Here is a 23,070-nt window from a genome sequence, read left to right as displayed (position 1 = left end):
GGGCCGTCGGGCCGGGGCACGACGAGCGGGCCGACGCGAGCCGGCGCACCCGAGCAGGGCCGCCCCGCCCGTCCGGCCCGGCCGGACCGGTCCGACCCGGTGCTGCTGGTCGAGCGCACCGCCCTCGAGGTCGTGCTCCAGGCGCCGACGCTCGTGCCGGGCGAGTTCGACGAGCTGGGGGCCGACGCGTTCGCCGCTCCGGCCCACCGCGCCGTCCACGAGGCGATCCGGGCCGCCGGCGGTGTCGTCGCCGGTGCCGCGTCCGTCGGCGCGGACGGCAGCGCCGCCGCGTGGGTCGGTGCCGTGCTGGAGGAGGCCGCCGAGCCCGTGCGCGCGCTCGTCACCGAGCTCGCGGTCGCGCCGGTGCCCGAGGACCGTCCCGAGGCGGTCGCCGACTACGTGCGCGGCGTCGTGCTGCGGCTCGTCGAGATGGGCTTCACGCGCCAGATCGCCGAGCTGCGCGGACGCCTGCAGCGCATGGACTCGGGCGCCGACCCGGCGGCCTACCAGGCGGCGTTCGCCGAGCTCGTCGCGCTCGAGGGGCGTCGTCGCACGCTGCGCGAGAGCGCCTGACGCGGCCCGGGGCCGCGGGCGTCACCCGACGCGTCAGCGCAGCGTCCGCAGGCCCGTGCCGTCGTCGGACGTGGCCTGCGCCGCCCCGGCCTCGTCGGACGAGGGCGTGACGCTCGCGGTCACGGTCATCGCGCGCAGCGAGAGGTCGCCGCCGTAGTACGACAGGAACGCGGTGTCGGTCGCGTCGCGGCCGGTGGCGATGCGCAGCATCGTGTCGCGCGGCGCGAGGCGGGTCGCGTCGAGCACGTGCCAGGCGCCGTCGACGTACGCCTCGGCCACCGCGTGGAAGTCCATCGGCCTGAGCCGGGGCGCGTACACCGACGCGAGGCGCGCGGGCGTGTCGCACGCGCGCAGCAGCGCGACGACGAGGTGCGCGAAGTCGCGGCACACGCCACGGCGCGCCAGGAGGGTCTCGGTCGCGCCGTCCGTCGGCTGGCTCGCGCCCGGCACGTACCGCACGTGCGAGGCGACCCACCCGACGACGGCGTCGGCGAGCTCGGCCCCCGCCAGACCGCGGAACTGGTCGCGCGCGAAGGCGAGCAGGCGGTCCGACTGGACGTACCGGCTCGGGCGGCGGTACTCGACGAGGTCGAGGTCGTCGACGGGCGGGGGCCCGGACCGCCCGGACACGGTGGCGTGGTAGTCGACGACGACCCGGCCCGCGGGGACGTGCACGCGGTGCGAGCGACCGCCGTGCCCGGACTTGATCTCCAGGACGTCGAGCGGACCGTCCTCGTGGCGCACGACGAGCTGCTCGGTGCGGTCGTAGGAGCCGTCGGCGACCGCGACGGCGAGGTAGAGCTCGAGGGGGCTGCGCACGTCGAGGGAGAGGTGGCAGGAGACGGTGCGCAGCACGGCCGGCGGGTCCATTTCCCCGGCTGTCGGTGGCCGGAATCACGAGGGGGCAGCGCAAGTGTGAGGCTCGCGGGACGGTTCGACAAGCCCGTCCGGTGGGCACGGTGAAACCGCAGGTCAGGCGCCTGTGCTGCGGGTCGGTCGCCGCGTGCGGGGCCTCGACGCGTGGGTGGGTGCACCCCGCCGGGTGCCGCCTGCGGTCGCGCGACCGCGGGGGCGCTGCCACGATCGGTCCTGCCTCCTTCGCCACCCCCCAACGACGGGAGACCTCATGTCGAGCGCCACGTACTTCACCGGGACCACGCAGGACGCGTGGGAGAAGGCCGCGCGTGCCGGGTACGCCGTCAGCGGCGTGCTGCACGCGCTCATCGGCGTGCTCGCGCTGCGGCTCGCGTTCGGCGACAGCTCGGCCTCCGCGGACCAGTCGGGCGCGCTCTCGACCGTCGCCCAGGAGCCGTTCGGCCAGGTCGTGCTGTGGGTCGCGGCCGTCGCGTTCCTCGCGCTCGGCGCGTGGCAGGCGGCCAAGGCCGCGCACGTCGGCCACGCGGGCCGTGCGCACCGCGGCGACCGCGCGAAGGCCGTCGGACGCGCGGTCGTGTACCTGGCGCTCGCCGCCACGTCGGTCGCGTGGGCCGACGGTGCGGGCTCGTCGTCGTCGGACCAGTCCCAGGGCATGACGTCGGACCTGATGTCCGCGCCGGGGGGCCGGCTGCTCGTCGGCGCGATCGGCGTCGCCGTCCTCGCCGTCGGGATCTACCACGTGGTCAAGGGCTGGCGGAAGAAGTTCCTCGAGGACCTCACGGGGCTGCCGGGCGGGCAGGCGGGGCGGGGGACCGTCATCGCCGGCCGCGTCGGGTACATCGCCAAGGGTGTCGCGCTCGGCATCGTCGGCGTGCTGTTCGCGCTGGCCGCGTGGCACGCGGACGAGTCGGAGGCCACCGGGCTCGACGGCGCGATGCGCACGCTCAAGGAGGGGCCCGCCGGGACGCTGCTGCTCGCGCTCGTGGCGGTCGGCTTCATCGCGTTCGGCGTCTACTGCGTGGTGCGCACCCGCTACGGCCGGCTCTGAGGGTCAGCGGTCGCGCGCGCGGCGGGGCACGTGCGGGCGGCGCACCGCGTCCCGCAGGCGCGGCACGACGACACCCTCGTCGGCCATCGCCGCGCGCGTCCGCGCGCGGCTGCGCAGCACACCCCACACGCCCAGCAGCCACGGGACCAGGAGCACGCTGAACGCCCAGCGGTAGGCGTCGAGCGAGTACGTCGTCGCGCCCGCGGGGGAGACCGCCTGGAGCGCGACCCCCACGGCCAGGACGCCGACGATCGTGGAGACGAACCCGCCGGTGTTGACGAAGCCGGACGCGGTCCCGAGCCGCTCGGGGGCGCTGTACGTCCGCGCGAAGTCGATCCCGACGAGGGACACGGGGCCGCCCATGCCGACGAGCACGACGAACAGCACCAGTTGCCACAGGGGCCGCGGGGTCGAGGGCACCAGCACGACCAGCCAGGCGACGAGCGTCATGCCGCACGACCCGAGCACCGCCCAGGTGCGCCGCAGCGGGTGGCGCCCGGTGAACCGGCCGACGAGCGGGCCCGTGGTCATCGCGGTGACGGTCAGCACGGTCAGCAGGGCCCCGGCCTCGGCCGTCGAGCGCCCCTGCGCGGTCACGAAGAACGGCACGCCCCACAGCAGCGCGACGACGTTCGCGGAGAACGGCGTGGCGAAGTGGCTCCACCAGCCCAGGCGGGTACCCGGCGGCTCGACCGCGGCGCGCACCGCCCGCAGGAACGACGCGTCGGAGTGCGGCGCGTCGCGCCGGTCGTCGTCGGGCTCGCGGACCCCCAGGATCGAGGCGACGGCCGCGACCGCACCGACCACCGCGAGCACGGTGAACGTGGGCGTCCAGCCGTGGTGGTGCACGAGCCACGCGACGGGGATCGCGGACGCGAGCTGGCCCGACTGCCCGATGAGCCCGGTCACCTGCACCATCAGCGGCGCGCGCATCGGCGGGAACCACTGCGCCACGAGGCGCACGGCCGAGATGAAGATGCCCGCGTCGCCCGCTCCGATCAGCACACGCGCCGCGAGCGCCAGCGGCACGTCGTCCGCGAACGCCAGCAGGAGCTGGCCCGCGGCCATCACCGCCGAGCCGCCGCCGATGACGACGCGCGCGCCGAACCGGTCGAGCACGCGTCCCGCCGGCAGCTGCATGCCCGCGTACACGGCGAGCTGCACGACCGAGAACATCGACAGCGCGGTCGCGCCGAGGCCGAACCGCTCGATCGCCTCGACGCCCGCGACGCCCAACGACGTGCGGTGCAGGACGGCCACGAAGTACGCGGCGACCGCGGCCGTGAACACGACCATCGCGCGGTGCGACGACGTGCGCACGGGGTGCGGCACGCCGGTCATGGGGAGGCTCCGTCTCGGTGGGCGGCTCGGTGAGGGTCGGGACAGGTGCCTCGACGAACCGGCCACCAGCCTACGTCCGGCCCGCCGTCGCACCGACCGCGCCACGGCGGCCGTCCGAGCACGACGAAGGCCCTGCCTGCGATGCAGGTCAGGGCCCCGTGGAGCTCCCCCGACTGGACTCGAACCAGTAACCCTTCGATTAACAGTCGAATGCTCTGCCAATTGAGCTACGGGGGATCGCGCTGCAGAACTCTAGCAGCCGTTCGGGGGTGGTCCCGACCAGTCAGGCCGGCAGCCCGGCGCTCGCGCGGAGCTCGGACTCTGCCGCGTCGACCAGCGCCGCGACCTCGGGCCGGGCGAGGTCGACGCCCTCGTCGGCGACGACCTGCGTGAACAGCTCGCCGTCCTCGTCGCGCCGCAGGGCGACCCGCGCCTGACCGCCACCCGGGAGCGTGACCGAGGTGGCGTGCACCACGGACGACTGCACGCGCTCCCGGAACGTCTGCGCGAACCGCACCGACTGGCGGTCCGTGCCGAAGACGAACGTGTCGCTCGCCCCCCACACCCACCGCACGGCGAGCGTGCGCGTCTCGGGGTCGAGCGAACCGCGGTCCACGTCCGCCCACGGCGTGCGCGCCGCCTCGCCGTCGCGCAGCACGTGCAGCGCGAGTCGCGAGGCGGCCACCCGGCGGCCGTCCGTCAGGGTCGCGGCGACGAGCACACGGTCGCCGCGACGCAGGTCGAGCAGGCGACGGTCGTCGTCCGTGAGCGCGCGGGTGGAGAGGAAGCCGGCCACGGGCTCACGGTACTCGGCCCTGGTCCGGTCCCGTCCTGGTCCTGGTCCTGGTCCCGGTAGCCTGGCGTTCGATCTCGGGGCAGTAGCTCAGCCGGTCAGAGCAGCGGACTCATAATCCGTGGGTCGTGGGTTCAAGCCCCACCTGCCCCACCCAGCAGCTCCGGCACCCCACCCGGTGGTCGGTTCGTCGCCCGGGACACGCCGAGACCCCGGAAGTGACCGAGGTCACTTCCGAAACGCCGTCGCACGCGTCGGGGCGTGTGCCAAGTCAGCAAGAACGGCCCTGAACTGGACGAATGTCCGGATCGAAAACCGGACGTCCGACTTGGTCCTGTTCCTCCTGGTCCACGGCGTCCGAATTTCACCCGAATGCCCGTGGTCTCCCACGGCTCGGCTTCTTGCACGCATGTCCAGTTTCGGGGATAGTTCTGAGTTGTCAGCGACAAATGGCAAACCCTCCGCGAGGAGGGGACGCAAAGCCACGGGGCCCACCGGGTCAGCCGAGCTACCGAACGACGAAGGAGAGCCACCATGGCCATCACCACCCCCCCACACCGACGCCCCCCTGCAGCAGGGCGCTCTGCTGACCCCCGGCGAGGTCGCGGTCCTCTTCCGGGTCGACCCCAAGACCGTCACCCGGTGGGCGCAGGCCGGCAAGCTGTCGGCGGTCCGCACCCTCGGTGGGCACCGTCGCTTCCACGAGGCCGAGGTCCGTCAGCTCCTGCAGGGCGTCCCGCAGCAGCGCGCGGGCGAGTGAGCGCGGCGGGGACGTCCCGCACGTACGTCAGGCGCAAGGGCCGGTGACCGGGTCACCGGCCCTTCGTCATGCCCGCGCCCGGCGGCGTCCTGCCCGCGGTGCTCGGATCGGTCAGGAGAGCGTCGCCAGGACCGCGGCGCGCACGTCCTCGACCGGGCGGTCCGGCTGGAACACGAGCCACTCGAGGCCCGCGACGAGCGTCGCGCCGAACAGCGCGGCCGCCGTGAACCACGCGTCCCGCTCGGGCCACGCGTCCTGCACGACGGCGGCCAGCGCGCCCATCGACTCCTCGCGCACCTGACGGATCGAGTCCTGCCACGCACGTCCGGAGCGGAACGACTCCGCGACGACGAGCTTGGCGAAGTCGGGGTGGGCCTGCACCTGCTCGAGCAGCGCGCCCACCATGGACTCGACGGCGGCCCGGCCGGACCGGCCGGCGCCCGCCTCCTGCAACGCGGCGGTGAGCCGCGTGACGCCCGCGGCGATGATCGCCTCGAACAGCCCCGACTTCGAGCCGAAGTTGTAGAACACGCTGCCCTTCGCGACGCCCGCCGCCGCCGCGATCTCGTCGACGGTCGTCGCCCCGATGCCGCGGTCGGCGACCAGCGCGAGAGCGGCATCGACGATCTGCTGCCGCGTGTCCGTCATGGTCCGCAACCCTAGACCGCCTCTCGTCGTCCGCCCGGCCTAGATCGACAGGACGGGGTGCAGGCGCTCGAGCGTCCAGGTGCGCATGCGCCCCGCGCGCCACGCCGTCACGGCCAGCGAGCCCACGAGGACGCCCGCCAGGACGGCGACCGCGACCCAGAACCGCGCGTCGACGGGCCCCGTGATGACCTCCCGCAGGCCGGTGACCGCGTAGCTCATGGGCAGCAGCGGGTGGATGGCGCGGAAGAACGCCGGCGTCGTCTCCACGGGGTAGGTCCCGCCCGACGAGGCGAGCTGCAGCATGAGCAGGGCGAGGATCGCGACCTTGCCCGCCGCGGGGCCGAGCACCGCCATGAGCATCTGCTGGAGCGCGAGGAACGTCGCCGCGACCAGCATCGTGAACGCGAGCGTGCCGATCCCGGAGCTGAGGTCGAGCCCGAGACCGAGGTGCACCACGCCGAGCATCACCACGACCTGCGCGACGCCGAGCGCGAGCGCCGGCAGGTACCCGGCCAGCGTGACGCGAGCACCGGACGCGGGCGTCGCGAGCGCGCGCGGGGGCAGGGGCCGCAGGAGCAGCCACGTGATGAGCGCGCCGACGAACAGCGCGAGCGGCAGGAAGAACGGCGCGAAGCCCTCGCCGAAGCCCTCGGCCTGGCTCACGTGGTCCTCCGTGACGTGCACCGGGGAGGCGATGGTGCTCGCGCGTGCCGGCGCCGCGACGTCGGCGGGGATCGCGGACTCGCCGTCCACGAGGCCGTCGGCGAGCTGCCCCGCGCCCTCCTGCAACCGGCCCGCGCCGTCGGCGACCTTCCCGGCGCCGTCGGCGAGCGTCGCGGTGCCGTCCGCGAGCCGGCCGGCGCCGTCCGCGAGCTCACCCGTGCCGTCGACCAGCTCGTCCGCACCGGACGCGAGGTCGGCGGATCCCGAGCCGAGGCGGGTCAGCCCTGCCGCGAGGCGGGACGTGCCGTCCGCGAGCGCGTCGGCCCCCGTGGCGGCGCTCGTGGTCCCGGTCGCGAGCGCGCTGGATCCGCTCTCGAGCGTGTCCAGACCGTCGGAGAGCGAGGACGTGCCATCCGCGAGCGTGCTCGCGCCGTCGGCCAGCCGGCCGAGGCCCGAGGCGAGGTCGCCCGTGCCGTCCGCAAGGTCCTGCGCGCCGGCCGCGAGCGTCGAGACGCCGCCGGCCAGGTCGTCCGCGCCGCTCGCTGCGCTCGCCGCGCCGCTGGACAGCGCCGCCAGGCCGTCGGACAGCTCGGAGAGCTGCGCGTCGGACGGCAGGGCCCCGGCCTGCGCGGACAGTCCCGTCAGCAGCTGAGCGGCGGTCGTGTCGCCCGCCTGCGCGCGAGCCGTGAGGTACGCGGAGACCTGACCGAGCCCGGTGCGCAGGGTCGGCACCGCCGACACGAGGGGCGACAGCTCGTCCTCGAGCGTGCTCACGCCGGTGGCGAGCGCGGCCGTGCCGTCCCGCAGGTCGTCCGCCCCCGACGAGGCGCTCGTGAGCCCGGAGGCGAGCGTGCCCGCACCGGAGTCGAGGCGCGCGGCGCCGTCGGCGGCGGTCTGCGCGGAGCTCGCGAGCGTGGCCGCGCCGTCGGCCAGGGAGTCGGCGCCGTCGGCTGCGTCGTGCGCGCCCTGCGCGACGCGGCCTGCGCCGTCGTCGAGCGTCCCGAGGCCGGCTGCGAGGTCGTGCGCGCCGCTCGCGGCGTCGCCCGCGCCGCGCGTGGCGCTCGTCGCTCCCTCGGCCAGCGTGGCGGCGCCCGTGGCCAGGCGTGCCGCACCCGCGTCGAGCGCGCCCGCCCCCGCGGCCAGGTCCCTGGCTCCGTCCGCCGCGTCGTGTGCACCGCCGGCGACCCGGGTCGCGCCGTCGTCGAGGTCGCCGGCCGCCGCGTGCAGCGTGAGCGCACCGTCGGACGCCTGCGCGAACCCGTCGCGGGCAGCGCCGAGCCCGACGAGCACGCGCTGGGTCGCCTGCTCGCCGATCGAGTCGGAGACCGCGGCCTCGACCTGCGTCATCGCGCTGCGTCCCAGCGTGGAGGCGAGGAAGGAGTTCGCGTCGTCGTACGTCACGAGGATCTGCGCGCTCGTCGGGTCGTCGCCCGACGCGGACGCGACGTCGGCCGAGAAGTCTGCCGGGAGCGTGACCGCGAAGTAGTACGTCCCGTCCGCGACCCCGGCCGCCGCGTCGCGCGCGTCGGTCGGGCGCCAGTCGAGGTCGGCCGACGACGTGAGCGCCTCGGCCACCTCGTCGCCGGCCCGCAGCGGTGCGCCGTCCAGGGTCGTCCCCGCGTCGGCGTTCACGAGCGCGACGGGGAGCCGGTCGAGGTGCCCGGTCGGGTCCCAGAAGGCCCACAGGTACAGGGCCCCGTAGAGCAGGGGCACGAGGATCATCGCGGCGACGGCGAGCCGGGGCAGCCGTCCGCGGCGGAACCGGCGCAGCTCGGTGCCGGTGGTGGTGAGCGCGGGCATGGGGGAGTCCTCGGGGTGAGCGCGGTCAGGCGGCGTCGGTCGCGGGCACGGCGTGCGGGCCGGTCGCGAGCGTCACCTGCGTGGGTGGGGTGCGCCAGGGCGTGCGGCCGACCTCGTCGAGCGAGGCGACCGCCGCGACGACGGTCGTGCCGGAGGCGGTCAGCGCCTCGAGCCGCGACCAGAGAGTCGCCCGGCGGGTGGAGTCGTGGACCTGGTCGACGTCGTCCACGACGAGCAGACGCGGGCGCTGGGCGGCCGCGAGCGTCACGCGCAGGAGCAGGGTGTCGACCTCGTCGAGGTCCCACACGACGCTCGTCGTCCGGGGCAGGGGCCGCTCGCCGAACACGGGGCGTGCGAGCGCGGCGAACGTGCGCTGGTCCACACGCGGCACGCGCCGGTACCAGGGGGCGAGCCACGTGAGCCGCTCCCGGACGACGTCGCCGACCGTGACGCTCGGGTCGAGGTCGTCGATCCCCGCGAAGCCCGCGATGGCGGCCTCCCGCTGGACGCGGTCGCGCTCGCGGGGCAGGGCGTGGCCCAGGACGGTGAGGGACGACCCGGCGTCGGGGACCATGCGGCCCGCGAGCGTGAGCAGCAGGCTCGAGCGTCCGGCGCCCTGGGGTCCCTGCACGACGGTCAGGGCACCGGCGGGCAGCTCGAGGTCCACCGGGCCGTACACGACGCCACGATCGCCGTGCAGCGCGAGCCGGTGCGCGGCCACGGCCGCCGGGACCGGGGGTGTCCCGGTCTCGGGATCGGAGGCTGCCGGCTGACCGGCGACGTGCTGGGGCGGGCGGAGAGGGGTCTGCTGAACCATGCGATCGGACTCCTGACTGACTGGTCAGTACAAAGCATAGGTCGCGATGCCCGACTCGTCACCCCGCGGGCGCTGTCTGTCCCGTCACACGCGCGGACCGGGCGAGAGCCCGCGCGGCGCGGCATGGGAAGATGCTCGGCATGGCGATGCGAGAGATCCGGACCGTCGGCGACCCCGTGCTGCGCACCCCGTGCGACCCGATCACCACCATCGACGACCGCGTCCGGTCCCTGGTCGAGGACCTGCTCGAGACGGTCGACGAGGACGGTCGCGCCGGGCTCGCCGCGAACCAGATCGGCGTCGGCCTGCGCGCGTTCTCCTGGAACATCGACGACGAGATCGGCTACGTCCTCAACCCGACGATCGTCGAGCTGTCCGAGGACGAGTACCAGGACGGCGACGAGGGCTGCCTCTCGGTCCCCGGGCTCTGGTTCCCGACCCGGCGCGCCTGGTACGCGCGCGTCGTCGGGCACGACCTGGACGGCAAGGAGGTCGTGGTCGAGGGCACCGAGCTCATGGCGCGCTGCCTGCAGCACGAGGTCGACCACCTCGACGGGATGCTGTACCTCGACAGACTCGAGCGGTCCGTGCGCAAGAAGGCGATGCGCGCGATCCGCGAGCAGCTCTGAGCCGACGCGCGGGCCCGGTCCGGCCGTCGTCGATACGCCCTCCCGGCAACCGGTCAGGCCGGCCGCGTCACGCATCCGGGGGACGTGCGGCGGTTCCGCTTGGCGTCTCGTCGCCTCGTCGTGCATCCTGAAGGCCGTACGCCGCGTGCGCCCCAGGGTGCTCCGCAGCAGTCACGAGGTCGTTGGGGAAGGCGAACCTCGAGCCGCTGATGGAGGACGACATGGCAGGTGCGATCACCCGCGGTGTGCTTTTCGTGCACTCGGCACCGCGTGCGCTGTGCCCGCACATCGAGTGGGCGGCGGGCAACGTGCTGGGTCAGCGCGTCTCGCTGGACTGGACGGAGCAGCCGGCCGGTCCGGCGTTCTACCGTGCCGAGCACTCGTGGCAGGGCGTGCCGGGCACCGGCGCGCGGCTGGCGTCCGCGCTGCGCGGCTGGGCACACCTGCGCTACGAGGTCACCGAGGAGCCGAGCCACGGCACCGACGGCTCCCGCTGGAGCCACACGCCCGACCTCGGCATCTTCCACGCGCAGACGGACGTGCACGGCAACGTCGTCGTCCCCGAGGACCGCATCCGTGCGGCGCTCGAGCACGCGGGCGACCCGGCGCGCCTGCGCGCCGAGCTGGACCTCGCGCTCGGCCAGGCGTGGGACGACGAGCTCGAGCCCTTCCGCTACGCGGGAGCGGGCGCACCCGTGCGCTGGCTGCACCGCGTCGGCTGAGCTCGCACCCGACAGCACGAAGGGGCGCCCCCACCGGGGGTGCCCCTTCGTCGTGCGTGAGGGTCAGGCGCTCGTGACCACGAGAGCGACGTTGTGACCGCCGAAGCCGAACGAGTTGTTGATCGCGGCGATGTCGCCCGAGGGCAGCGCACGCGGCGTGTCGCGCACGAGGTCGAGAACGAGCTCCGGGTCCGGGTTGCTGACGTTGATCGTCGGCGGGGCCTGACGTCCGTGCAGCGCGAGGACCGTGAAGATCGTCTCGAGCGCACCCGCACCGCCCAGCAGGTGGCCGGTCATCGACTTCGTCGCGGACAGCGCGACGTGGTCCGCGTCGTCGCCCAGCACCCCGCGGATCGAGCGGGCCTCGATGAGGTCGCCCACCACCGTGGAGGTCGCGTGCGCGTTGACGTGCACGACCTCGGGCGCGGACACGCCCGACTCCGCGAGCGCGGCACGCATGGCGCGGACCTGGCCGTCGCCGCTCGGCTCGGGGGAGGTGATGTGGTACCCGTCGGCGGACAGGCCGACGCCCGCGATGCGGGCGTACACGCGCGCCCCACGGGCCGCGGCGTGCTCCGCGCTCTCGAGCACGACGACACCCGCGCCCTCGCCGATCACGAACCCGTCGCGGTCGACGTCGTAGGGCCGGGACGCGCCCTGCGGGTCGTCGTTGCGCAGCGACAGCGTGCGCGACGCCGCGAACGCGGCGATCGGCATGGGGTGGATCGTCGCCTCGGTGCCGCCCGCGATGACGACGTCGGCGCGCCCGGCGCGGATCATGTCGACGCCGTAGCCGATCGCCTCGGCACCCGACGCGCACGCCGAGACGAGCGCGTGCGCACCCGCCTTGGCACCGAACTCCAGCGACACGTAGGCCACGGGTGAGTTGGGCATGAGCATGGGGACGGTCATGGGCAGCACGCGGCGCGCGCCCTTCTCGCGCAGCAGGTCCCAGCCGTCGAGCGTGGTCCAGATGCCGCCGATGCCGGACGAGACGACCGCGCCCAGGCGCTCGCCGTCGACCTCGGGGGTGCCCGCGTCGGACCACGCCTCACGCGCCGCGATGATCGCGTACTGCGCGGAGGGGTCCATGCGCTTGAGCTCGGGCCGCTCGAGGACGTCCTCGGGACGGACCTTGATCGTCGCGGCGAACTGCACCGGGATGCTGTAGCGCTCCGACCAGTCCTCCTCGAAGGGACGGGCGCCGGACTCGCCGGCGAGCGCCGCGGCCCACGTGCTCTTCACGTCGCCGCCGAGGGGCGTGGTGGCGCCCAGGCCGGTGACGACGACGTCGGTCGTGTGGCTCATCGTTGCTCCCAAGAGGTCGGGTCCCGGTCTCACGGGTGTCGTGCGGGGGTTCCGGCGGTGCCGGGTGGCCGGTGCCGGACGGGCGGGTGCCGGACGGTGTCCGACGACGCCCGGCGCGTCCGTCCTGCGCACGCGCGCAGGACGGACGCGGGTGGGTCAGGCCTGCGCGTTCGCGATGAAGCTGACGGCGTCGCCGACGGTCGCGAGGTTCTTGACCTCGTCGTCGGGGATGCGCACGTCGAACTTCTCCTCGGCGAGCGTGACGATCGTCATCATCGACAGCGAGTCGATGTCGAGGTCGTCGGTGAACGACTTCTCCGGCTGCACCGCGTCGGTCGGCAGGCCGGTCTCCTCGCTCACGATCTCGGCCAGGCCGGCCAGGATGTCCTGCTCGCTGTACGCCATGGGTGTCTCCTTCGTGGGACGTTAGGGGTCGGACGAACGGTACAGCCGGGCGGCCGGACCGACGGGGGAGTGCGGACCGCGGTCGCGGCCCGCGGGGGTGTCAGGGCAGGACGACGACCTGGGCGGCGTAGACGAGCCCCGCACCGAAGCCGATCTGCAGTGCGAGCGCGCCCGACGACACCTCGCCCTCACGGAGCAGGCGCTCGGTCGCGAGCGGGATCGACGCCGCGGAGGTGTTGCCCGTGTCGACGATGTCGCGTGCGACCACCACCGACTCGGGCAGCTTGAGCTGCTTGATCATCTGGTCGACGATCCGCATGTTCGCCTGGTGCGGGATGAACGCCTCGACCTGGTCCGCGGTGATGCCCGCGGCGTCGAGCGCCTTCTGCGCGACGGGCGCCATCTGCCACACGGCCCACTTGAAGACCGACTGGCCCTCCTGGCGCAGCGTGGGCCAGCCCGCGCCCGTCTGCGTCTCCTTCCAGGAGTGCGTCTGGCGGATGGCCTGCGCCTGGCCGCCGTCCGAGCCCCACACCGTCGGGCCGATGCCGGGCGTGTCCGACGGTCCGATGACCACCGCGCCCGCACCGTCGCCCAGCAGGAACGAGATGGAGCGGTCGGTCGGGTCGATGAAGTCGCTCATCTTCTCGGCGCCGATGACGAGCACGTGGCGTGCGGTGCCGGCGCGCACGAGCGCGTCCGCCTGGCCGATGCCGTAGCAGTAGCCCGCGCACGCGGCCGAGATGTCGAACGCGGCGGCGGGCGTCGCGCCGATCCGGTCGGCGATGATCGCGGCCCCCGCAGGGGTCTGGTGGAAGTACGTGACGGTCGACAGGATGACGGCGTCGATGTCCGCACCGGTCAGACCGGCGTGCTCGAGCGCCTTGCGGGCCGCGCCCTCGGCGAGGTCGAGCACGTCGGTGCCCTCGCCGGCGCGGGCGCGCGTGACGATCCCCGTGCGCTGGCGGATCCACTCGTCGGACGAGTCGATCGGCCCGGCGATATCGTCGTTCGTCACGAGGTTCTCGCCGCGGACGCCGCCGATCCCGAGGATGCGGGTGTGCGCGGGGCCGGTGGCCTGCGTGAGGGTGGGACGGGTCACGACGACTGCTCCTGGCTGCTCGCGGACGTGGGGACGGCCGACGACGCGTGGCGGCGCACGAGGTCGCGTGCGGCGTCGAGGTCGGCGGGGGTCTTGACGGCGACGGTCTCGACCCCGGGCAGCGTACGGCGCGCGAGGCCCGTGAGCACACCACCGGGGGCGACCTCGAGCAGGCCGGTGACGCCCAGCTCGAGGAGGGTCGCGCAGCACAGGTCCCACCGCACCGGGTTGGCGACCTGCGCGACGACCCGCGCCAGGGCCTGCGCGCCGCTCGCGACCGCGGCGCCGTCGGCGTTGGACAGCAGCGTGACGCCGGGCTCGCCGGGCGTCACCTCGGCTGCCGCCGCGCGCAGCTCGTCGACCGCGGGCGCCATGTGCTCGGTGTGGAACGCGCCCGCGACCTGCAGGGGCACCACGCGTGCGCGGGCGGGGGGCTCGGCGGCGAGCGCGGCGAGGGCGTCCAGCGTGCCGGCGGCGACGACCTGGCCGCCCCCGTTGACGTTCGCGGGCACCAGCGCGTGGCGCGCGAGGGCCGCGAGCACCTCGTCGGGGTCCCCGCCGAGCACCGCGCTCATGCCGGTGGGCGTCACCGCGGCCGCGCGGGCCATGGCGGCACCGCGCACCGCGACGAGCCGAAGCGCCTCGTCGTCGGTCAGGACGCCCGCGACCGCCGCTGCGGCGAGCTCACCCACCGAGTGGCCAGCGGTCACGTCCACGCGGTCCGCGACCGCCGCGCCCAGCGGGGCGCTCACGTCCAGCTCGAGGACCGCGCGCAGCGTCGCGAGCGCGGAGGCGACCAGCAGCGGCTGTGCCACGGCGGTGTCGCGGATCGTGTCGGCGTCCGACGTCGTGCCGTGCGCGACGAGGTCGAGGCCGGTGGCCTGCGATGCACGGCCCACGGCCTCGGCGACGGAGGGCAGCTCGAGCCAAGGGGCGAGCATGCCGGGGGACTGGGCACCCTGTCCGGGGCAGACGACGACGAGCACCCGTCAACTGTGCCTGCCCGACGGCGGGGCACCGGTACGCGGCGCGCACCGAGAATGTGGCGGGGCGTTGTGGCTGTCCTACAAAGCCCTCCTGTCGGTGCGCCGGCGGTCAGGAGGTCGCGTCGAGCCGCCCCACGGCGAGCGCCGTCTGGAGCACGTACGACTCACGCGGGTCGAGCGGGTCCCACCCCGTGACGTCCGCGACGCGCTTGAGCCGGTACCGCACCGTGTTGGGGTGCACGTAGAGCGAGCGTGCGGCCGCCTCGAGCGAACGGCCCGTCCCCAGGTACGCCGAGATCGTCTCGAGGAGCGCGCCCTGGCTCGCGGACAGCGGGTCGTACGCCTGCGCGACGAGCGTGCGGCGTGCGAGCGGGTCGCCGACGAGCACGCGCTCGGGCAGCAGGTCGTCCGCCGCGACGGGCCGCGGCGCCTGCGGCCATGCCGCCGCGGCCTGCAGCCCGGCGAGCGCCGCACGGGCGGAGCGTGCGCTCTCGGTCAGGTCCGCGACCTGCGGCCCGACGACGACGGGGCCCGGCCCGAAGCGCGGGAGCAGCGACGTCACCGCCGCGCGCAGGTCGCCCTCGCCGCCCAGGAAGATGACGAGCCGGTCGCCCTGGATCCCGACGAGCGCGTCGTCGGCCGCGCGGCTGGTCGCACGCCGCAGGTCCGCCGCGCGGACCTCGTCGATCGGCGCCGCGGTCGTCCCGACCACGACGAGGGTGGGACCGCGCCCGCCCCAGCCGAGCGCGGCGACGCGCGAGCGGACCGAGTCGTCCACGTCGCCGCGGACCAGCGCGTCGACCACCAGCGCCTCGAGCCGGGCGTCCCACGCGCCGCGCACCTCGGCGGCGCGCGCGTAGACCTCGGCAGCGGAGAAGGCGACCTCCCGCGAGTACAGGAGCACCGCCTCGCGCAGCTCGCGCTCCTCGCCCGGCGCCGCGAGGCGCTCGGCGTGCGTCTCGACGACGTCGACGACCACGCGCACGAGGTGCAGCGTGTGCTGCAGGGAGATCGAGCGTGTCAGCTCGGGTGGCGCGCTCGCGAAGATGTCGCTCACACCGTGCGGTGGGCGGGTCGAGTCCGCGAACCACGTGATGAACGCGCTGATGCCGGCCTGGGCGACCAGGCCGACCCACGAGCGGTCCTCGGCGGGCAGCGCCCGGTACCAGTCCAGGTCCTCGTCGAGGCGGCGCATCGCGGCGGCCGCGAGCAGCCCTGCGCCCTCCCGCACGCGCCGCTGCGTCTCGCTCGTCGGGACGTGCTGCGCCACCGCCTGGGACGGGGTGAGCGCCCCCGCGGCCGCGGCCCGCGGCGTCGTCGTGGAGCGCGCGGGGCGCTCGGAGGAGCGGGACATGCGCCGAGCATAGGCGGACGGCTTGTGGGAAGTCGACAAAGCCCGGCGCGCGTCGCGGCCAGGCTCGCGCCGCCCGGGACCGGCTCGGAGCCCCGGCGGATCGTCCGTCTGGCCCGGTTCGCGGCGTCTCGGGTCGGTCCCACGGACGCCGACGGGCTAGTGTCGCAGCATGGCTCTGCTGCCCCGTCTGAGACAGCTGATGCGTCGGCCCTCGTCCGCCTCGCGCGTCGGCGCCCGTCGTCCCACGAGCACGGCGCGCCGCGGCGACACCCTCCACGAGGACGCCCTGCGGTCGATGTTGTCCGACGACCCGAACAACGTGCGCGCGTTCGCGGCCCTCGCCGAGATCGTGCGCCGTCGCGCGGCCGAGACCGGCCCCGACGGCGACCCGCTGACCGCGCCCCAGGACGACGCCGAGCGGCAACGTGCGGCCGACCTCGCGGTCTGGTCGCTCGGCGAGGAGCTCGCGGGCAACCCGCGCGCCTGGTACCCGCTCATCGAGGTCGCCCGCCTGTCCGTGCGCGACGACCACGAGGGGACGCTGCGCCGGCTGACGACCGCCGCGGAGCGCGACCCGTCGGGCACGGCGCTCGTGGAGGCGCTGAGCCTGCTGCGGGAGGCGGGCAAGCCGGTCGACGCGCTCGGGATCGGCGTCGGGCACTGGCGGCCGCGCGAGCACGACCCGGCGGTCGCGCGCCAGCTCGTCCTCGCGGCGGTCGAGGCCGACCGGCCGCTCGACGCCAAGCAGTACCTCGCCAACCTCGACCTGTACCCGGACCAGGCGTCCGTGCGCGAGCTGCGTGAGGAGCTCGCGCACGTCGTCGCGCAGGCGCAGCAGGCGATGCCGGGGACCTGAGCGCTCCCGTACCTGAGTACTCCCGCGCCGTCGCGGCGCGGACGACGAAGGGGGCCGACGATCGCTCGTCGGCCCCCTTCGCGCATGTCAGGCGCGGACCGTCAGGAGTCGCCGCCCGCGTTGCCGGACGTGCCGGCCGTGACGTCGTGCAGTCGGTAGCGCTCGATCGCCTGCGCCGGGACGTCCGCGGCCACCGCACCCGTGCGCGCGAGCTGCTGCAGCACGCGCACCGCGGTCGACGGGCCGTCGATCTTGAAGTGCCGGCGAGCGGCGGCGCGCGTGTCCGAGAAGCCGAAGCCGTCGGCACCGAGCGTCGCGTACGTGCCGGGCACCCACGCGCGGACCTGGTCCGCCACGAGGTGGTCGTAGTCCGTCGTCGCGACGAACGGACCCTCGGCCCCCGCGAGCTTCTGCGTGAGGTACGCGGTGCGCGGCTCCTCGTCCGGGCGCAGGAACGCCTGGGCGTCGGCCTCGAGACCGTCGCGGCGCAGCTCGCTCCACGACGTCACGGACCACACCGCGGCCCGCACGCCCCAGTCCTCGGCGAGCAGGTCGCGCGCCTCGAGGGCCCAGGGCACCGCGACACCCGACGCGAGGATCTGGGCACGCGGCCCGTCACCCTCGGCGGGGGCCAGCAGGTGGATGCCCTTGAGGATCCCCTCGACGTCCACACCCTCCGGCTCGGCGGGCTGGACGATCGGCTCGTTGTAGACCGTGAGGTAGTAGATGACGTCACGGTCACGCCCGCCGTTGTCCGGCGCGTACATGCGGTCGATGCCGTCGCGCACGATGTGCCGGATCTCGTAGCCGTACGCCGGGTCGTAGTGCACGACGTGCGGCATGGCGCCCGCGATGAGCGGCGAGTGCCCGTCGGCGTGCTGCAGGCCCTCACCGGTGAGCGTGGTGCGGCCTGCGGTCGCCCCGATGAGGAAGCCGCGCGCCATCTGGTCGCCGGCCGCCCAGAACTGGTCGCCCGTGCGCTGGAACCCGAACATCGAGTAGTAGAAGTAGAACGGGACCAGGGGCTCACCGTGCGTCGCGTACGACGTGCCGACGGCCTGGAACGCGGACGCGGACCCGGCCTCGTTGATGCCGGTGTGCATGATCTGCCCGGACTCGGACTCCTTGTAGCTCAGCATCAGGTCGCGGTCGACCGCGAGGTAGTGCTGACCCACCGTGTTGAAGATCTTCGCGCTGGGGAAGATCGAGTCCAGGCCGAACGTGCGGGCCTCGTCGGGGATGATCGGCACCAGCCGGTGGCCGAACTCCTTGTCCTTCAGGAGGTCCTTGAACAGGCGCACGAGCGCCATGGTCGTGGCGACCTCCTGCTGGCCCGAGCCCTTCGCCAGGCCGTCGTACTTCTCCGGCGCAGGCGTCGTGACGGGCTTGTGCGTCGAGCGGCGCTCGGGCACGAACCCGCCGAGCTGACGGCGGCGCTCCAGCATGTACTGGATCGCCTCGTCGTCGGCACCCGGGTGGTAGTACGGCGGGACGTAGGGGTTCTCCTCGAGCTGCGCGTCCGTGAACGGGATGTGCAGCGTGTCGCGCAGCGTCTTGAGGTCGTCGATCTTGAGCTTCTTCATCTGGTGGGTCGCGTTGCGCCCCGCGAAGCCCGAGCCGAGCCCGTAGCCCTTGATCGTGTGCGCCAGGATGACGGTCGGCTGGCCGGTGTGCTCGCGCGCCGACTTGTAGGCCGCGTAGATCTTCCGGTAGTCGTGACCGCCGCGCTTGAGCGCCCAGATCTCGTCGTCGGTCATCTTCTCGACGAGCGCCTTGGTGCGCGGGTCGCGCCCGAAGAAGTGCTCGCGGATGAACGCGCCGTTCTCGGCCCGGTACGTCTGGAAGTCGCCGTCCGGCGTGATGTTCATCAGGTGGACGAGCGCGCGGTCCTTGTCGGCGTTGAGCAGGACGTCCCACTCGCGGCCCCAGATCACCTTGATGACGTTCCAGCCGGCGCCCCGGAACTCGGCCTCGAGCTCCTGGATGATCTTGCCGTTGCCGCGTACCGGACCGTCGAGGCGCTGCAGGTTGCAGTTCACGACGAACGTGAGGTTGTCGAGGTTCTGCTGCGCCGCGAGGTGGATGAGGCCACGCGACTCGGGCTCGTCCATCTCGCCGTCGCCGAGGAACGCCCACACGTCCTGCTGGCTGGTGTCCTTGATGCCGCGGTTGTGCAGGTAGCGGTTGGTCCACGCCTGGTAGATCGCGCCCGACGGGCCCAGGCCCATCGACACGGTCGGGAACTCCCACAGGTCCGGCGCGAGGCGCGGGTGCGGGTAGGACGGCAGGCCGCCGCCGGGGTGCGACAGCTCCTGACGGAACCCGTCGAGCTGGTGCTCGCTCAGGCGTCCCTCGAGGAAGCCGCGGGCGTACACGCCGGGGGAGGCGTGGCCCTGGAAGTACACCTGGTCGCCGCCGCCCGGGTGGTCCTTGCCGCGGAAGAAGTGGTTGAGGCCGACCTCGTACAGCGTCGCGACCGACGCGTACGACGAGATGTGGCCGCCGACGCCGATGCCGGGGCGCTGCGCCCGCGTGACCATGACGGCCGCGTTCCAGCGGTTCCACGAGCGGTAGCGCCGCTCGATGACCTCGTCGCCCGGGAAGTAGGGCTCGTTGTGCACCGCGATCGTGTTCACGTACGGCGTGTTCATCGACGACGGGATCGCCACGTTCCGCTCACGCGCGTGCCGCAGCAGGCTCATGAGCACGTACCGCGCGCGCGGGCCGCCCTTGTCGTCGATGAGTCCGTCGAGGGACTCGACCCACTCCCCGGTCTCGTCGGGGTCGATGTCCGGTACCTGGCTGAGCAGGCCGCCGATGAGCGGGCCTGTCTCGTCGATCTGAGCCACCAGTGCTCCTCGCCTCTCGTCGGCGCGCGGGCCGGATCGGCCACGGCGCACATCGTCGGCCCGGGCCCGAGCGTGGCTGGCTGCCGCGTGCACGGGGCGGGTAGTCCGCCCCATTCTCGGACCCTGACGGCCCGAAAGTCACACGCGGGTCATCTCTGGTGCACGTGACGTCCGTGACAGTGCCTCCTGCGTCACACGCCCACCGCACGCCCACCGCACGGCCGCCGACCCGTCCGGCACGGTCCACCGCGGCGACTCTTGCCAGGTGGCGCGTGCTGCGGTGGGCTAGGTTGTGCGCACATCGGGAGGCGCCCGCAGGGGTGGGGGCCGCGACGAAGGGATCGGACGGGACGTGTCAGCGAGTGCGGACGCCGGGCAGCAGCAGGCTGCTCGACTGGGATTCGCCGCGGGGCAGGTGATCCAGGAGCTCGGCTACGACGACGACGTCGACGAGGGCCTGCGCGAGTCGATCGAGGCGATCACGGGTGCCGAGATGGTCGACGAGGAGTACGACGACGTCACCGACGGTGCGGTGATCTGGTTCCGTGAGGACGACGGTGACCTCACCGACTACCTCGTCGACGCCATGACGGTGCTCGAGGACAACGGCCCGATCTGGGTGCTGTCGCCGAAGTCGGGCCGGCCGGGCCACGTGTCGCACTCCGACATCGAGGAGGCCGCGACCACGTCGGGCCTGCACGCGATGTCGACGTTCGCGATCGCCCCGGACTGGTCGGCGACGCGGCTCGGCACGCGCGGCCGCGGGAAGTGACCGCAGCGGGCACGCGTGCGCTCGTCGTCGGCGAGCCCGCGCCGGACCTGACGCTGCCCGACACGCACGGCACGCCCGTCACGCTGTCGCAGCTGCGCGGTGGCGCCGTGGCCGTCGTGTTCGTCCCGTTCGCGTTCTCCGGGATCTGCACGAGCGAGCTGTGCGAGCTGCGGGACAACCTCGAGGCGTTCGACGAGGCCGGTGTGCGGCTGCTCGTCGTCTCGTGCGACCCGATGTTCACGCTGCGGGCGTGGGCGGAGCACGAGGGCTACACGTTCGACCTCCTCTCCGACTTCTGGCCGCACGGCGAGGCCGCGCGCGCGTTCGGCGTGTTCGACGAGAGCACCGGGCACGCGCTGCGCGGCTCGTTCCTCGTGGACGCGCAGGGCGTGCTGCGGTGGAGCGTCGTCAACGCGCGCGGCCAGGCGCGTCCGCTCGGCGCGTACCGCGAGGCGCTCGCGGCGCTGTGAACCTGCGCGGCCGCCCGCTGGCGGGCCACCGCGCCGGGCGCCGGGCGCTGCCGGTAGGCTGTGCCGCCGTCGGGCGCCCGGGCGCACGGCAGCAGGGGCCTGTAGCTCAGCTGGTCAGAGCACCGCGCTTACACCGCGGGGGTCGCCGGTTCGAACCCGGCCGGGCCCACCAGGCGGACGCCGCGACGACGCGCGCACGAGGAGGTCGCCCGTCATGAGCGACGCCCCCTCGCGGCCGCCGCGTCTCGCGTCGCTCGCCGTACGGCCCGTGAAGTCGCTGCGCGGCGTCGAGGTCGAGCGGGTCGCGCTCGACCGGCTCGGGCCCCGCGGGGACCGGCGGTGGATGGTGGTGGGCCCGGACGGCGCGACCGTCACCGCACGGCAGGTGCCGGCGATGCTCGGCCTCACCGCGCGCCCCGTCGACGGGGGTGTGGAGCTCACGGCCCCCGGGCGCGTGCCGCTCGTCGTGCACGAGCCACGCGCGGGCCGGCGGGTCCCCGTGACGCTGTCCCGGGTGGGCGAGGCGACCGCGTGCGCGGCGGAGGCGGACGCGTGGCTCTCCGAGGCGCTCGCGCTCGCGGTGCGGCTCGTGTGGCTCGACGACCCGGCGCGACGGTCGGTCTCGCCCGACCACGGCGGGCGCCCCGGCGACCCGCTGTCGTTCGCGGACGCCGCGCCCGTGCTCCTGACGACGACCGCGTCGCTCGACGCGCTCAACGGCTGGCTCGCGCACGAGCGGGGGCACCCGCCGCTCCCGATGGAGCGGTTCCGCCCGACGCTCGTGGTCGACGGTGACCTCGAGCCGTTCGCGGAGGACCGGTGGGCGCGTGTGCGCGTCGGGGACGCCGTGCTGCGCTTCGCCGAGCGGTGCGACCGGTGCGTCATGACGACGGTCGACCTCGACACGCTGCGCACCGGCACCGAGCCGACGCGCACGCTCGCACGGCACCGCCGCGAGGACGGCAAGGTGTGGTTCGGGGTGCGGCTCGTGCCCGAGCAGGTGGGCGAGCTCGTCGTCGGCGCGCCCGTCGTCCCGCTGACCTGACCCGCCCGCCGGGTAGCGTGCTCGTCTGTGAGCGCTCCTCGTCTGGCCGACGTCGCCCGGGTCCTCGAACGGCGCTACCCGCCGTCGACCGCCGAGTCGTGGGACGCCGTCGGCCTGGTCACCGGTGACCCGGACCAGCCGGTACGGCGCGTGCTGTTCGCGGTGGACCCCGTCGCCACGGTCGTCGACGAGGCGCTCGAGTGGGGTGCGGACCTCGTCGTGACCCACCACCCGCTCCTGCTCAAGGGCGTGACGTCGGTGGCTGCGACGACGTTCAAGGGGGCGGTGCTGCACCGGCTGGTGCGCGGCGGCTGCGCGCTGCTGGCCGCGCACACCAACGCGGACGCCGCGACCGACGGCGTCGCGGACGCGCTCGCCCAGGTGCTCGGGCTCGTCGACGTCGAGCCGCTGCTGGCGGACGCGGGCCCGGCGCTCGACAAGCACGTCGTCTTCGTGCCGGTCGCCGACGCGCCGCGCGTGGTCGACGCCATGGCCGCGGCCGGAGCCGGTGCCCTCGGGGCGTACGAGCGGTGCGCGTGGACGACGACCGGCGAGGGGACGTTCACGCCGCTGCCGGGCGCGTCGCCCACGATCGGCTCGGTCGGTACCCGCGAGGTCGTCGTCGAGGCCCGTGTCGAGATGGTCGCGCCGCGGGGTGCCCGGACCGCGGTCGTGACGGCGATGCGCGGCGCGCATCCGTACGAGGAGCCCGCGTTCGACGTGCTGGAGGCCGCGAGCCTGCCCGGGAGCACGGGCACGGGACGCGTCGGCAGGCTCGCGGAGCCCACGACGCTGCGCGCGTTCGCGCAGCGCGCCGCGGACGCGACGCCGGCCACCGCGCAGGGCGTGCGGTTCGCGGGCGACCCGGACGGTCGCGTCGAGCGGGTCGCGGTCGTCGGCGGGTCGGGCGACCCGTTCTTCGACGCGGCGCGTGCGGCGGGTGCCGACGTGTACGTCACGGCGGACCTGCGCCACCACCCCGCGTCCGAGCAGCGCGAGCGTGCGGCGTTCGACGCGCGCGCGGGCAGGGCCGCGACGCCGTACCTGGTGGACCTCGCGCACTTCGCGTCCGAGTGGCCCTGGCTGCCGCTCGCCGCGCGCGACCTGGCGGCGGACCTGCACGCGCAGGGCACTACGGTGGAGACCCGCGTGAGCGTACGGTGCACCGACCCGTGGACGGGTCGCGTCGGCCGCACGGACTCCCGCAGCAGCTAGCCCCGCCATCCGGCGAGAGCCGACGACGACCCACGCGC

The 23,070-nt window shown here is 74.6% G+C and carries 22 protein-coding genes, 3 tRNA genes and 1 riboswitch; of the genes, 12 read left to right on the top strand and 13 right to left on the bottom strand.

All coding sequences use genetic code 11. The annotated features are described in order from the left end of the window. A partial coding sequence (gene dnaG, locus CUD01_RS07040; protein WP_503826111.1) for a DNA primase occupies positions 1-573 on the top strand: 573 nt, incomplete at its 5' end. Between the two features lie 33 nt (positions 574-606). On the opposite strand, the gene CUD01_RS07035 is transcribed toward dnaG, so the two are convergent. Further along, positions 607-1,428: a transglutaminase-like domain-containing protein gene (locus CUD01_RS07035; RefSeq protein ID WP_141319824.1), complete on the bottom strand. Its 822-nt coding sequence runs from the start codon at positions 1,426-1,428 to the stop codon at positions 607-609. Between the two features lie 271 nt (positions 1,429-1,699). On the opposite strand from CUD01_RS07035, the gene CUD01_RS07030 reads away from it, so the two are divergent. Further along, positions 1,700-2,497 carry a DUF1206 domain-containing protein gene (locus tag CUD01_RS07030; RefSeq protein ID WP_141319817.1) on the top strand — a complete coding sequence of 266 codons (798 nt, stop codon included), beginning with the start codon at positions 1,700-1,702 and terminating at the stop codon, positions 2,495-2,497. Positions 2,498-2,500: 3 nt separating this feature from the next. On the opposite strand, the gene CUD01_RS07025 is transcribed toward CUD01_RS07030, so the two are convergent. From CUD01_RS07025 to CUD01_RS07015, 3 genes are all read right to left on the bottom strand, one after another. Beyond that, entirely contained in the window at positions 2,501-3,838 is a 1,338-nt protein-coding gene (locus CUD01_RS07025; protein WP_141319815.1) for an MFS transporter, read from the bottom strand. Between the two features lie 164 nt (positions 3,839-4,002). Then, positions 4,003-4,075 (bottom strand) — tRNA-Asn (locus CUD01_RS07020). A 46-nt stretch (positions 4,076-4,121) separates the two neighbouring features. Further along, positions 4,122-4,634, bottom strand: a complete 513-nt coding sequence (locus CUD01_RS07015) for a hypothetical protein (RefSeq protein WP_141319813.1) — start codon at positions 4,632-4,634, stop codon at positions 4,122-4,124. Positions 4,635-4,710: 76 nt separating this feature from the next. Here CUD01_RS07015 and CUD01_RS07010 point away from each other — a divergent pair. Together CUD01_RS07010 and CUD01_RS07005 are read left to right on the top strand one after the other, a co-directional pair. Continuing rightward, positions 4,711-4,784, top strand: a tRNA-Ile gene (locus tag CUD01_RS07010). 288 nt (positions 4,785-5,072) lie between these two features. Then, positions 5,073-5,147, top strand: a riboswitch (cyclic di-GMP riboswitch). A gap of 52 nt (positions 5,148-5,199) precedes the next feature. After that, positions 5,200-5,391 carry a BldC family transcriptional regulator gene (locus CUD01_RS07005; RefSeq protein ID WP_141319821.1) on the top strand — a complete coding sequence of 64 codons (192 nt, stop codon included), beginning with the start codon at positions 5,200-5,202 and terminating at the stop codon, positions 5,389-5,391. 111 nt (positions 5,392-5,502) lie between these two features. Here the strand turns inward: CUD01_RS07005 and CUD01_RS07000 are convergent, their stop codons facing one another. From CUD01_RS07000 to CUD01_RS06990, 3 genes are read right to left on the bottom strand one after another with little or no spacing between them, the layout of a single operon-like run. After that, entirely contained in the window at positions 5,503-6,039 is a 537-nt protein-coding gene (locus tag CUD01_RS07000) for a TetR/AcrR family transcriptional regulator (RefSeq protein WP_094180304.1), read from the bottom strand. Between the two features lie 39 nt (positions 6,040-6,078). Next, positions 6,079-8,502, bottom strand: a complete 2,424-nt coding sequence (locus CUD01_RS06995) for a YhgE/Pip domain-containing protein (RefSeq protein WP_141319811.1) — start codon at positions 8,500-8,502, stop codon at positions 6,079-6,081. Between the two features lie 25 nt (positions 8,503-8,527). Continuing rightward, a complete protein-coding gene (locus tag CUD01_RS06990) occupies positions 8,528-9,319 on the bottom strand; it encodes an ATP-binding cassette domain-containing protein (protein WP_141319809.1) in 792 nt (263 codons plus the stop codon). A gap of 140 nt (positions 9,320-9,459) precedes the next feature. Here CUD01_RS06990 and def point away from each other — a divergent pair, with 140 nt between their 5' ends. Continuing rightward, on the top strand, positions 9,460-9,948 hold the full coding sequence (def, locus tag CUD01_RS06985) for a peptide deformylase (RefSeq protein WP_094182215.1): 489 nt from the start codon (positions 9,460-9,462) through the stop codon (positions 9,946-9,948). Positions 9,949-10,169: 221 nt separating this feature from the next. Next, on the top strand, positions 10,170-10,670 hold the full coding sequence (locus tag CUD01_RS06980; RefSeq protein ID WP_094182214.1) for a DUF3145 domain-containing protein: 501 nt from the start codon (positions 10,170-10,172) through the stop codon (positions 10,668-10,670). A 63-nt stretch (positions 10,671-10,733) separates the two neighbouring features. Here CUD01_RS06980 and CUD01_RS06975 read toward each other — a convergent pair whose 3' ends face one another. The 5 genes from CUD01_RS06975 to CUD01_RS06955 form a co-directional block, all read right to left on the bottom strand. Then, entirely contained in the window at positions 10,734-11,978 is a 1,245-nt protein-coding gene (locus CUD01_RS06975) for a beta-ketoacyl-[acyl-carrier-protein] synthase family protein (protein ID WP_141319806.1), read from the bottom strand. A 156-nt stretch (positions 11,979-12,134) separates the two neighbouring features. Next, a complete protein-coding gene (locus CUD01_RS06970; protein ID WP_094180300.1) occupies positions 12,135-12,383 on the bottom strand; it encodes an acyl carrier protein in 249 nt (82 codons plus the stop codon). Positions 12,384-12,483: 100 nt separating this feature from the next. Then, positions 12,484-13,485, bottom strand: a complete 1,002-nt coding sequence (locus CUD01_RS06965; protein WP_141319804.1) for a beta-ketoacyl-ACP synthase III — start codon at positions 13,483-13,485, stop codon at positions 12,484-12,486. Continuing rightward, positions 13,482-14,471: an ACP S-malonyltransferase gene (locus CUD01_RS06960; protein ID WP_094180298.1), complete on the bottom strand. Its 990-nt coding sequence runs from the start codon at positions 14,469-14,471 to the stop codon at positions 13,482-13,484. The genes CUD01_RS06965 and CUD01_RS06960 overlap by 4 nt, the downstream gene beginning before the upstream one ends. A gap of 109 nt (positions 14,472-14,580) precedes the next feature. After that, positions 14,581-15,825, bottom strand: coding sequence for a PucR family transcriptional regulator (locus CUD01_RS06955; protein ID WP_141319802.1), 1,245 nt, complete (start codon positions 15,823-15,825; stop codon positions 14,581-14,583). Positions 15,826-15,994: 169 nt separating this feature from the next. Between CUD01_RS06955 and CUD01_RS06950 the strand changes: the two genes are divergently transcribed. Further along, a complete protein-coding gene (locus CUD01_RS06950; RefSeq protein ID WP_243860745.1) occupies positions 15,995-16,681 on the top strand; it encodes a hypothetical protein in 687 nt (228 codons plus the stop codon). A gap of 101 nt (positions 16,682-16,782) precedes the next feature. Here CUD01_RS06950 and aceE read toward each other — a convergent pair whose 3' ends face one another. Next, a complete protein-coding gene (gene aceE, locus CUD01_RS06945; RefSeq protein ID WP_141319800.1) occupies positions 16,783-19,530 on the bottom strand; it encodes a pyruvate dehydrogenase (acetyl-transferring), homodimeric type in 2,748 nt (915 codons plus the stop codon). A gap of 352 nt (positions 19,531-19,882) precedes the next feature. Here aceE and CUD01_RS06940 point away from each other — a divergent pair, with 352 nt between their 5' ends. The 5 genes from CUD01_RS06940 to CUD01_RS06920 all read left to right on the top strand — a co-directional run bounded on the left by CUD01_RS06940 (position 19,883) and on the right by CUD01_RS06920 (position 23,032). Beyond that, complete coding sequence (locus tag CUD01_RS06940; RefSeq protein ID WP_094180295.1) at positions 19,883-20,302, top strand: DUF3052 domain-containing protein; 420 nt, start codon at positions 19,883-19,885, stop codon at positions 20,300-20,302. After that, the gene (locus CUD01_RS06935; protein ID WP_141319798.1) at positions 20,299-20,772 is read left to right on the top strand and encodes a peroxiredoxin; all 474 of its coding nucleotides are present in this window, start codon (positions 20,299-20,301) and stop codon (positions 20,770-20,772) included. Before CUD01_RS06940 ends, CUD01_RS06935 begins: the two co-directional genes overlap by 4 nt. Before the next feature lie 95 nt (positions 20,773-20,867). Continuing rightward, positions 20,868-20,944, top strand: a tRNA-Val gene (locus CUD01_RS06930). 42 nt (positions 20,945-20,986) lie between these two features. Then, positions 20,987-21,817: an MOSC domain-containing protein gene (locus CUD01_RS06925; protein ID WP_141319796.1), complete on the top strand. Its 831-nt coding sequence runs from the start codon at positions 20,987-20,989 to the stop codon at positions 21,815-21,817. 27 nt (positions 21,818-21,844) lie between these two features. Next, complete coding sequence (locus CUD01_RS06920; RefSeq protein ID WP_141319794.1) at positions 21,845-23,032, top strand: Nif3-like dinuclear metal center hexameric protein; 1,188 nt, start codon at positions 21,845-21,847, stop codon at positions 23,030-23,032. The last annotated feature ends 38 nt before the right edge of the window (positions 23,033-23,070 follow it).

This window comes from Cellulomonas uda (genome assembly GCF_006538705.1).
GTDB classification, from domain to species: domain Bacteria; phylum Actinomycetota; class Actinomycetes; order Actinomycetales; family Cellulomonadaceae; genus Cellulomonas; species Cellulomonas uda.
The sequence above is the reverse complement of the archived record's forward strand: the minus strand, read 5'-3'. Positions and strand labels throughout refer to the sequence as shown.